The following is an 8,457-nucleotide window of genomic DNA, read 5'->3' as shown; positions in this document are numbered from 1 at the left end:
GGGCGGCGCGCCGCCGCTCTGAGCGGTGCGCCGGCCGGCCGGTCCTGCCGCCCCCTTGCGTGATCCCGGTGCCTGCCGGACCGCACGGTGGCGATGCCCGCGGTTTTCCAGGTCGCCACCACGCCTGGCCGTCCGCTGACACGGCAAGGAGCAGAAATGAACGCGACCTGGGCCGAGCCCGCAGGGCCTGTTCACGTCATCGAGGAATCGCCCGCCTACTGGCGGGTGGCGTTCGGCGATCCGCCCCTCGACGTCGTCGATCACACGGTGTCAGAAGGCCTGCAGGACCTGCTGGCGCGCATGGAGGCGAGCCCGGCCCTGCGGGTCGTCGTGTTCGAGAGCGCGAACACCGACTTCTACCTCGCCCACTTCGACATGACGGGCAGGCCGGCGGGCACGAGCCGGACCGCATGACCGTCCGGTACCACCGTCCCCATGGGCACCATGCTGCGTCTGATCCGGTCTGCGGTGGTGGGCATCGCAAAGATCCGCGGCCGTGTACGCGGTGTGGGCAGCGAGTTCGCCCTCGCCTGCGACATGCGCTTCGCATCCCGTGACAACGCCGTCCTGGGCCGGCCCGAGGTCGGTGCAGGCGTCATCCCCGGCGGGGGCGGTACCGGGCGGCTTGCGCTGCTGACCGGCCGCGGGCGCGCGCTGGAAATCATCCTGGGCTCCGACGGCTTCGACGCCGACACCGCCGAACGCTACGGCTGGATCAACCGCTGCCTGCCGGACGCCGAGCTGGACGGATGCGTCGACACCCTGGCACGGAGCATCGCCTCCTTCGACCGGCGCCCCCTCGAATCCGCGAAGACCCTGGTCAACCAGGTCTGGCTGCCCCCGCTCGACAGCCTATTCAACGGCCGCAACACCTTCGCCGCGGCCCTGGCCTGGCCCGAGACCCGTGAACGGATCGCGGCCTTGTTTCGCTGCGGCCTGCAACAGGAAGGCGACCCGGGGGCGAGGCTGGGCGGTGGTGTCAGCTGCTCGTGGTGAGGTTGGCCCGCAGCTGGTCGAGGATGTCCTTCGCGGTTCCGGCCTCCTGTGCGGTCAGACCGGAGGCCTCCTGCATGGTGGCGGGGACGACGCGGATGCGCTCGCGCAGTGCGGTTCCCTCCTCGGTGAGGGCGATCTGCACCGTGCGCTCGTCGTCCACCTGGCGTTCGCGGCTGATCAGTCCGTGTGTCTGCAGGCGCTTGAGCAGCGGGGTCAGGGTCCCGTAGTCCAGCGACAGCAGGGCGCCGAGCTTCTTGATGGGCAGGGCTCCGTGCTGCCACAGTGCGAGCATGACCAGGTACTGGGGGTAGGTCAGGTCGAACTGCTCCAGCAGGGGGCGGTAGCGGTTGGTCATCGCCCGCTGCGCCGTGTACAGCGCGAAGCACATCTGGTCCTCGAGGAGCAGGCTGGCGCTGTCTTCGCTCCCGGTGTTCTGGTGAACTGCCTCGGCGGTGCTCATCGCAACCCCTCTCCCGAATCGATCGATCACGTCATCGCATTCTAGCCCAAAATACCCGCTGATGCAATTAGATTGTGGGCGCGGTAATCGTGTGCTCTGTGGCGGTACCCGGCCTGTCCTGGGGGGAGGGGGCGGCCCGCGCCGTCCCGCCCCGGGGTTTTCCCGCCGTGTGAGGCACCGCGGGCCGGCTGCCCTGCACGCGGCGGGGAGTGGCCTGGGGCCGGCGGCTTTCCGCCCGTTCGCGGGGCGGCGGTCTTGCTCAGCGGCGGGGCGGGTCCTCCGTGCCGTCGGCCAGGGTGGCGAGGGAGTCCCAGTCGGCCGAGTCGAGTTCGGTGCCGGGGTGGACGAGTTCGAAGGTGTCCAGCAGCCAGTCCTGGATCCGGGCCAGGTCCATCTGAAGCAGGCACGACAGGGTGGATACCTCCAGCCTCATGTGCAGGACCCGGCCGGTGCCGGCGGCTGAGGGCCACAGCCGCACGTCCCCTATGCCGCTGGGCTCTTCCGTGCCGTCGAACATCAGGTCGCGGGAGATCATCCAGGTGACGGCCGGGCCTGTCGGGTCCTGGGGTGCGGGCAGTTCCAGTCGCACCACGAGGGGGTCGGCCTCGGTGTAGTGGAAGGTCGCCGTCATCGGGATGCGCAGCGACGGCGAGATGATCCAGTCCAGCTCCAGCGACAGCGACCGTGTGCACGGGACAGGCCGCCCGGCGGCGGAAAGGCATGAGTACGGGCGAAGCATGGTGCCCCTTTCGAGACGTCGGACCCCCCTCCTGCGATGTGCGGAGCGAGCCGGGCCCTTGTGTCATCCGGTTCCGGCATGTCCCGCACGCCCCCTCGGCGTGCGGAAAATGGGCCGCCGGGCAGCGCCGGGGCCGCCGCCCGCGATGGCCTTCGGGCCCGCTCTGAGCCTTAACGGCATGGTCTGCGGTCGGCATTCCTTCGCCGGCGCCGACGGCCTGTGCGAACAGTCGCACGCCGGGCATGCGCTGGCGCCGGCGCGCCCGCGGGCGGCACTGTCAAGGTGTTCGCCGTCGTCGTTTGCTGCGGGGGCGGCCGCGGGCTGGGTGGGCTGTCGCCGGCCGGCCGCCGAGGGTGCTGCAGGGTCGTGGGGAGAGGCTGGTGGCTGTGTTCCTAGGTTTGCCGGGCGCGCGGCGCAGGGCGGGGAGCGGATTTGCTGCGCCGGCCTTCTGCCGGCGGCATCACCGCCGCTGTCTGCCCAAAGTGATCCGGACGGTGCGCCGCACAGCGCGCATGCGGCGGCGGACCGACCCGGGCAGCAGGCGAACCTCTCCCGCTGTGACCGCGGGCTGTTGGTGCAAACCGTCCAATCCGTCCAAAATGACATGGAACGGGGATGATGCGCTGACGACCATGCGCCGCGGATCGACATCAGGCCGGCGGAAGGTGGACGGGTATGCGGCACTACGACCTCGTCATCCTGGGAGCGGGCAGTGGCAACATGCTGCTGACGGAGGAATCCTCTTCCCGGCGCGTGGCCATCGTGGAACCGGGCCGGTTCGGCGGCACGTGCCTGAACCGGGGGTGCATCCCGAGCAAGATGTTCGTCATCGCCGCCGACGCGGTCGTCGAAGCGCAGGAAGCAAGGCGTCTCGGTGTGCGTGCGAGCGTCGAGCCGGTCGACTGGAAGGCGATCCGCGACCGCGTCTTCCAGCACATCGATCCCCTGCACGACAGCGCGCTGGATTACCGCCGCAGCAACGGCATCGACGTGTACGCCGAGGAGGGGCGGTTCATCGCCCCGAAGGTGCTCCGGGCGGGAAGCGAGCAGATCACCGCCGATACCTTCGTCGTCGCGGTCGGCTCACGCCCGGTGGTCCCGGACCTGCCCGGACTGGCCACCGTGGCCTATCACACGTCCGACACCGTCATGCGGATCGATGCCGTACCCGAATCCCTGGCGGTGCTCGGCGGCGGCTTCATTGCGGCCGAGTTCGGCCATGTCTTCAGTGCCTTCGGCGCCGACGTCACGATCGTGCAGCGCGGGCCACGCCTGCTGATGGCCGAGGACGACCAGATTTCGGCACGCTTCACCGAACTCGTCTCCCGACGCCAACGCGTCCTGCTCGACGCCACAGCCACCCGCGTCGCACCACAGGGCGACGGCGTGGCGCTCACCGTGCAGTGCCCGGACGGCGAGCACGTCGTCGAGGCGGCCGCGCTGCTGGTCTGTGTCGGCCGCAGGCCCAACACCGACCGGCTGGACGCCGCGGCCGGCGGCCTCGAGCTAGACGAGCACGGCCACGTCGTGACCGACGACGCCTATCGCACCTCGGTACCCGGGGTCTGGGCCCTGGGTGACGCCGTGAACCACTTCCAGCTCAAGCACATGGCGAACGCCGAATCCCGGATTGTGCGGCACAACATCGTGCACCCCGACGACGTCCGCACCCTCGATCGCGCCGTCGCCCCGCACGCCGTGTTCACCAGCCCGCAGATCGCCGGTGTCGGCCTGACGGAACAGCAGGCACGCCGCCGTGGAACGCCCCACCTGGTGAGCGTGCGCGACTACGCGCAGAAAAACCGCCTACGGGTGGGCGCTGGAAGACACCACCAGCTTCGCCAAAGTCCTCGCGGACCCCGCCGAGCGCACGCTCCTGGGCGCCCACATCATCGGCCCCCAGGCCGCCACGCTCGTCCAGCCGCTGATCCAGGCCATGTCCCTGGGCCTGACCGTCGACCAGGTGGCCCGGGACGTGCTCTACATCCACCCTGCCCTGACCGAGGTCGTCGAGCAGGCCCTGCTGGATCTGTGACGGCCCGGAGCGGCCCGGAAACAGCCGCCGCAGGGGCGCCGGCCGGTGCCGGCCGCTTCGGCCCCACCCGCCGGGCGGATGCCGAACGGCGCGACGTGTCCCGGCAACACCGTATGGATCCCGAGGACCTGCGGGCGGCCAGGGGCGGGCACGGCGGACAGGACCCCGGCGGGGTGCGCCGCCGGTCTGGCGGGTGGGTGCGGTGTCAGCCGAACCGCACGGTGCGATGGGGACGGACCGCGGCGGCGACGGCGTCGGCGAGAGCGGGCAGGTCCTGGACGGCGAGCGGCGAGATGGTCACCCGGACACCGGCAGCGCTGCGCAGGCGAAAGCGCGCACCGGGAGCAACGGCCCAGCCGGACTGCAGCAGCCGGGTCACGGCCGCGGTCTCGTCCGCAACCGGTACCCAGACGTTCATGCCGCTGCGCCCGTGAGCGGGGACGCCGCGCTCGGCCAGAGCCTGCACGAGGCCGTCGCGGCGGGCGGCGTAGGAGGCGGATACGGCCAAGATGTCCAGCGCCCGGGTGCGCCACAGGTGGGTGACGGTGTCCTGCAGCAGGTGGCTGACCCAGCCGGGGCCCAGGCGGTGGCGGCCGCCCACCCGGTCGACGGTGACGGGGTCGCCGGTCAGGACGGCCATGCGCAGGTCGGGCCCGTAGGCCTTGGCCGTCGAGCGCACCAGCATCCAGTGCCGGGTGCTGCCGGCGAGCGGGTGCAGCGGCAGTTCGGACAGTCCGTAGGCGTGGTCGTCCTCGATGACGAGGACCTTCGGGTGGTCGTCGAGGACGGCGCGCAGTTCCCGGGCGCGTGCCGAGGACAGGGCGGCGCCGGTCGGGTTCTGGCCCCGGTCGGTGACGATGAGGGCCCGCGCCCCCTGCCGTAGTGCTGTCTCCACGTGGTGCGGCACAGGACCTTCGTCGTCGACGGCGACCGGGGCCGGCCGCAGCCCGAGTCCGGGCAGGAGGTCGAAGAGGCTGGCCCAGCCGGGGTCCTCCACGGCCACCGTGTCGCCGGGCCGCAGATGCGCGACGAGGGCGCGTTCGATGGCGTCGAGCGCGCCGGAAGTCAGCCCGACAGGCCCCTCGGGGACCTTGTCTGCGTCGAAGGCGGCCCGGGCGAGCCGGCTCAGTTCACTGCCGAGGGGCGCCTGGCCGTAGAGCACCGGCTGCGCCGCATGGCGCTCTGCGGCCTCGGCCAGCGCCTTGCCGAGCGGGGGCAGCAGGGCGGTGTCCGGGTTGCCGGTGGACACATCGCGTACCCCGGGGGGCAGCTGGGGTCCGAGCGCATCGTGCACGGTGGTGACCGGGCGGGGCCGTACCCGGCTGCCGCGCCGACCCGCGGTCTCGATCACGCCGCGGTCCCGCAGGCGCCGGTAGGCCGCCGCGACGGTGTTGGGATTCACCGCGAGCTCGGCCGCGAGTTCCCGGTGGGGCGGCAGGACGGCGCCGGGCGCCAGCACACCCCGCCCGATCGCTTCCTCGATGCTCGCCGCGATCTCCGCCGCACCCTGCCCACTGAACCCGTATGGTGCTACCACAAAGCCCATTATGCGTTAGTGCATAACGGGCTCCGCTGCCGAGGCGGCCTGGCCGACCCGGTGCGGCACCCGCAGTCTGCGGCCACGCCTGCGGCCCATGCGGACCGGTGTCGGCGACGGGCGCCGGTGTGCCGGGCCGGCGTCGCCGAGAGGGGGTACGCGGGTGCCACGCGTCGGCGGTGCGGACAACGAGGCGGGTGCGCAGCTGCCCGCACGTGCCGGGTCCGCGCTGCTTCGCCCCGGCGCGGCACGCCCTGCACGGGTGCAGGCCCGTGACTACCGGCCCGCGGTCACGTTTGTTGTCAGGCGCTCCATGGCGGCCTTGATCTGCGCGACTTCCCTCGCGGTCAGGCCCACGGCCTTTCCGACGGCGGCGGGGACGACGCGAACGCGCTCGCGCAGGTGCGAACCCTGTTCGGTGAGGCTGATCCGCACCGCCCGCTCGTCGCCTGCCTGGCGTTCGCGCAGGATCAGGCCGTGCGTCTGCAGACGCTTCAGCAGCGGGGTCAGGGTCCCGTAGTCGAGCTGCAGCCGCCTGCCCAGGTCCTTGATGGGCAGCGCACCGTGTTCCCACAGCACCAGCATCACCAGGTACTGGGGGTAGGTCAGGCCGAACTCCTCCAGCAGGGGGCGGTAGCGGTTGGTCATGGCCCGCTGGGCCGCATAGAGCGCGAAGCACATCTGGTCGTCCAGCAGCAGGCTGGCCTGGTCCTCCGCCACCGCTGGATGCCGCACTCCCGTCTCGTCCGTCTTCATCGCATCTCGCTCCGTCCGCGTGATTGTCCTGACCTCAAACTACACCAAAAGTTTCACGTGAACAATTATATTGCGCACGCTTTAATTTTACATATGGGTGTCGCTCCGGCAGATGCCCGGCATCGCCGGTGCCGGTAACCCCCTTCGTGGTCCGGCAGCCGGCCACGGCCTCGTCCGGGCGGCCGGCGGCTTTCACGCAGCGGCCACCCTCCCGGCAGCGCGAGAGGCCGCTCGCGCCGTTCAGGCGCAGGGCCGAGGGGGCCGCCTCCCGATGCGGCTGTGCTCACGGCCTGCCCTCAGGGCCGCCCCGGGTCCGTCCGCGGTTCACAGTCACCTGACTGATGCCCCGGCGCTGCGGCACGGGTTGGATCGCAGGCAGTGTCTGTGCGCAGCGGCGGCTCCGGGGCAGCGGCGGGCAGCCGCGCCCTGGCCGGGGCCGGTCCCCGAGCACCGCACGCGGCCTGTTGCCCCCCACAAAGGAAACGTCATGCCTGACTGTGCCTCTTCGTCGGAGCCGGTCCTCGAACCTGCAGCCCGAGAGTTCGCCGCGGCGAGTGCTGCTCCGTCTTCCCTGCTCGATCTGGGACCGGCGTCGGGCCGCAGGGCATGGGAGAGCCTGCAGGCTGCAGGGTTGCACAGTGCGTCCGAGGTGGACGAACGCTGGGTCGCCGTCTCCGGCGGGCCCCGGGGCAGTGTTCCTGTGCGCATCGTGCGCCCCCGCGGAGCCGACGGGCCGTTGCCTGTGATCTTGTACGTGCACGGCGGCGGCTGGGTCTTCGGCAGCGCACGCACGCACCACCGGCTGGTGGGCGAGCTGGCGACGGGCGTGCAGGCCGCATTGGTCTTCCCGGAGTACACGCTCTCTCCCGAGGCGCGCTACCCGCAGGCGCTCGAAGAGTGCTACGCGGTGGCGCGCTGGGTGAGCAGGCAGCGCGGCGAGTGCGGCCTCGACCCCTCCCGGCTGGCCGTCGCCGGCGACTCGGCGGGCGGCAACATCGCCGCCGCCCTGACGCTGCTGGCCAAGGAGCGCGGGGGAGTCTCCTTCACCCATCAGGTGCTCTTGTGTCCCGTCACCGACGCGGACTTCGACACCCCCTCCTACCGCGAGTTCGCCGAAAGCCGCTTCCTGCGCCGTGACTCCATGCAGTGGTTCTGGGATCAGTACACCAGTGACGAAGGCCGGCGCGCGCAGGCCACGGCCAGCCCGCTGCGCGCCACCGAACAGCAGCTCACCGGTCTGCCCGCGGCGCTCGTCATCACCGCGGAAGCCGACGTGCTCAGAGACGAGGGCGAGGCCTACGCCGAGAAACTGCGAGCCGCGGGCGTCGCGGTCACCGCGACCCGCTACGCCGGGACCGTGCACGACTTCGCCGTGCTCAACGCGCTGTCGGCGACAGCGCCGGCCCGCGCGGCCGTCGCTCAGGCCGTCGCCGTACTCCGGAAGGCACTCGGCACCGGCGCCTGACCCGGCCGAAGCCTGTCGGCTCGCATGCCGTCGCAGGCGCAGGTGCGAACGGCGCGCGGTGCCCAGAGGTGTCTGCTCGGCGTGTGCGGCGACGTGCCCCAAAGCCGTGTTCCCGGGCACCCCGCGCTCGCAGCGATCCGCCGCAGCAGCAGCTGGTCGGGCAGGCGGTCCGGTAGCCGTGCCGGGCAGGCGGTGCCGGCCGGCGCGTTCGCCGTCGCGGTCCGGCTGCGGCCCGTGGTTCCGCACACCGCCGGGCCGTCGGGCACTGCCCGCCCGCCCGCACGACGTCGTACGGGTCCACGAGATGTCCGGTCCAGGCTCGCGACCGGCGGCTGCCCGACGGTACCGGCGGCGGCGTGACGTGAAGCGCCGCAGGGGTGACAGCACGCAGATCACGCCGCGCGCTGGCGGGCCGGGCCCGCCGGCGCACGGGGCTTCGGGGCTTTCGCGGCAGCCGGAGTGGCCCCGC

General features: G+C 72.0%; 9 protein-coding genes and 1 pseudogene. 5 read left to right on the top strand and 5 right to left on the bottom strand.

Translation table 11 applies throughout. The features are described 5' to 3' along the window. Positions 1-156 precede the first annotated feature (156 nt). Positions 157-414, top strand: coding sequence for a hypothetical protein (locus tag ABT085_RS40335; protein ID WP_351620184.1), 258 nt, complete (start codon positions 157-159; stop codon positions 412-414). 21 nt (positions 415-435) lie between these two features. Then, a complete protein-coding gene (locus tag ABT085_RS40330) occupies positions 436-996 on the top strand; it encodes an enoyl-CoA hydratase/isomerase family protein (protein ID WP_351620181.1) in 561 nt (186 codons plus the stop codon). On the opposite strand, the gene ABT085_RS40325 is transcribed toward ABT085_RS40330, so the two are convergent. Both ABT085_RS40325 and ABT085_RS40320 read right to left on the bottom strand, forming a co-directional pair. Beyond that, positions 980-1,456: a MarR family winged helix-turn-helix transcriptional regulator gene (locus ABT085_RS40325; RefSeq protein ID WP_351620178.1), complete on the bottom strand. Its 477-nt coding sequence runs from the start codon at positions 1,454-1,456 to the stop codon at positions 980-982. The genes ABT085_RS40330 and ABT085_RS40325 overlap by 17 nt on opposite strands. A gap of 259 nt (positions 1,457-1,715) precedes the next feature. Next, complete coding sequence (locus ABT085_RS40320) at positions 1,716-2,195, bottom strand: SsgA family sporulation/cell division regulator (protein WP_351620175.1); 480 nt, start codon at positions 2,193-2,195, stop codon at positions 1,716-1,718. Between the two features lie 675 nt (positions 2,196-2,870). Here ABT085_RS40320 and ABT085_RS40315 point away from each other — a divergent pair. After that, a pseudogene (locus ABT085_RS40315) lies at positions 2,871-3,755 on the top strand (FAD-dependent oxidoreductase); the annotation flags it as partial. Here ABT085_RS40315 and ABT085_RS40310 read toward each other — a convergent pair. Continuing rightward, the gene (locus tag ABT085_RS40310) at positions 3,702-3,965 is read right to left on the bottom strand and encodes a hypothetical protein (RefSeq protein ID WP_351620190.1); all 264 of its coding nucleotides are present in this window, start codon (positions 3,963-3,965) and stop codon (positions 3,702-3,704) included. The pseudogene ABT085_RS40315 and the gene ABT085_RS40310 overlap by 54 nt on opposite strands. A 49-nt stretch (positions 3,966-4,014) precedes the next feature. Here ABT085_RS40310 and ABT085_RS40305 point away from each other — a divergent pair, with 49 nt between their 5' ends. After that, positions 4,015-4,230: an oxidoreductase dimerization domain-containing protein gene (locus ABT085_RS40305; RefSeq protein ID WP_351620187.1), complete on the top strand. Its 216-nt coding sequence runs from the start codon at positions 4,015-4,017 to the stop codon at positions 4,228-4,230. A 205-nt stretch (positions 4,231-4,435) separates the two neighbouring features. Here the strand turns inward: ABT085_RS40305 and ABT085_RS40300 are convergent, their stop codons facing one another. Beyond that, on the bottom strand, positions 4,436-5,776 hold the full coding sequence (locus ABT085_RS40300; protein ID WP_351620172.1) for an aminotransferase class I/II-fold pyridoxal phosphate-dependent enzyme: 1,341 nt from the start codon (positions 5,774-5,776) through the stop codon (positions 4,436-4,438). 267 nt (positions 5,777-6,043) lie between these two features. Next, positions 6,044-6,523, bottom strand: a complete 480-nt coding sequence (locus ABT085_RS40295; RefSeq protein WP_351620169.1) for a MarR family winged helix-turn-helix transcriptional regulator — start codon at positions 6,521-6,523, stop codon at positions 6,044-6,046. Between the two features lie 487 nt (positions 6,524-7,010). Here ABT085_RS40295 and ABT085_RS40290 point away from each other — a divergent pair, with 487 nt between their 5' ends. Beyond that, a complete protein-coding gene (locus tag ABT085_RS40290; protein WP_351620166.1) occupies positions 7,011-7,988 on the top strand; it encodes an alpha/beta hydrolase in 978 nt (325 codons plus the stop codon). Positions 7,989-8,457: the final 469 nt, after the last annotated feature.

Origin of the sequence: Streptomyces sp. NPDC002265 (genome assembly GCF_040296125.1) — a bacterium.
Taxonomy (GTDB): domain Bacteria; phylum Actinomycetota; class Actinomycetes; order Streptomycetales; family Streptomycetaceae; genus Streptomyces.
The sequence above is the reverse complement of the archived record's forward strand: the minus strand, read 5'-3'. Positions and strand labels throughout refer to the sequence as shown.

Bases quoted from the DNA above. Each gene is read 5' to 3' on its own strand.
- ABT085_RS40300 (WP_351620172.1), bottom strand. From the start codon at position 5,776: ATGGGCTTTGTGGTAGCACCATACGGGTTCAGTGGGCAGGGTGCGGCG.
- ABT085_RS40330 (WP_351620181.1), top strand. From the start codon at position 436: ATGGGCACCATGCTGCGTCTGATCCGGTCTGCGGTGGTGGGCATCGCA.
- ABT085_RS40325 (WP_351620178.1), bottom strand. From the start codon at position 1,456: ATGAGCACCGCCGAGGCAGTTCACCAGAACACCGGGAGCGAAGACAGC.
- ABT085_RS40320 (WP_351620175.1), bottom strand. From the start codon at position 2,195: ATGCTTCGCCCGTACTCATGCCTTTCCGCCGCCGGGCGGCCTGTCCCG.
- ABT085_RS40295 (WP_351620169.1), bottom strand. From the start codon at position 6,523: ATGAAGACGGACGAGACGGGAGTGCGGCATCCAGCGGTGGCGGAGGAC.
- ABT085_RS40290 (WP_351620166.1), top strand. From the start codon at position 7,011: ATGCCTGACTGTGCCTCTTCGTCGGAGCCGGTCCTCGAACCTGCAGCC.
- ABT085_RS40335 (WP_351620184.1), top strand. From the start codon at position 157: ATGAACGCGACCTGGGCCGAGCCCGCAGGGCCTGTTCACGTCATCGAG.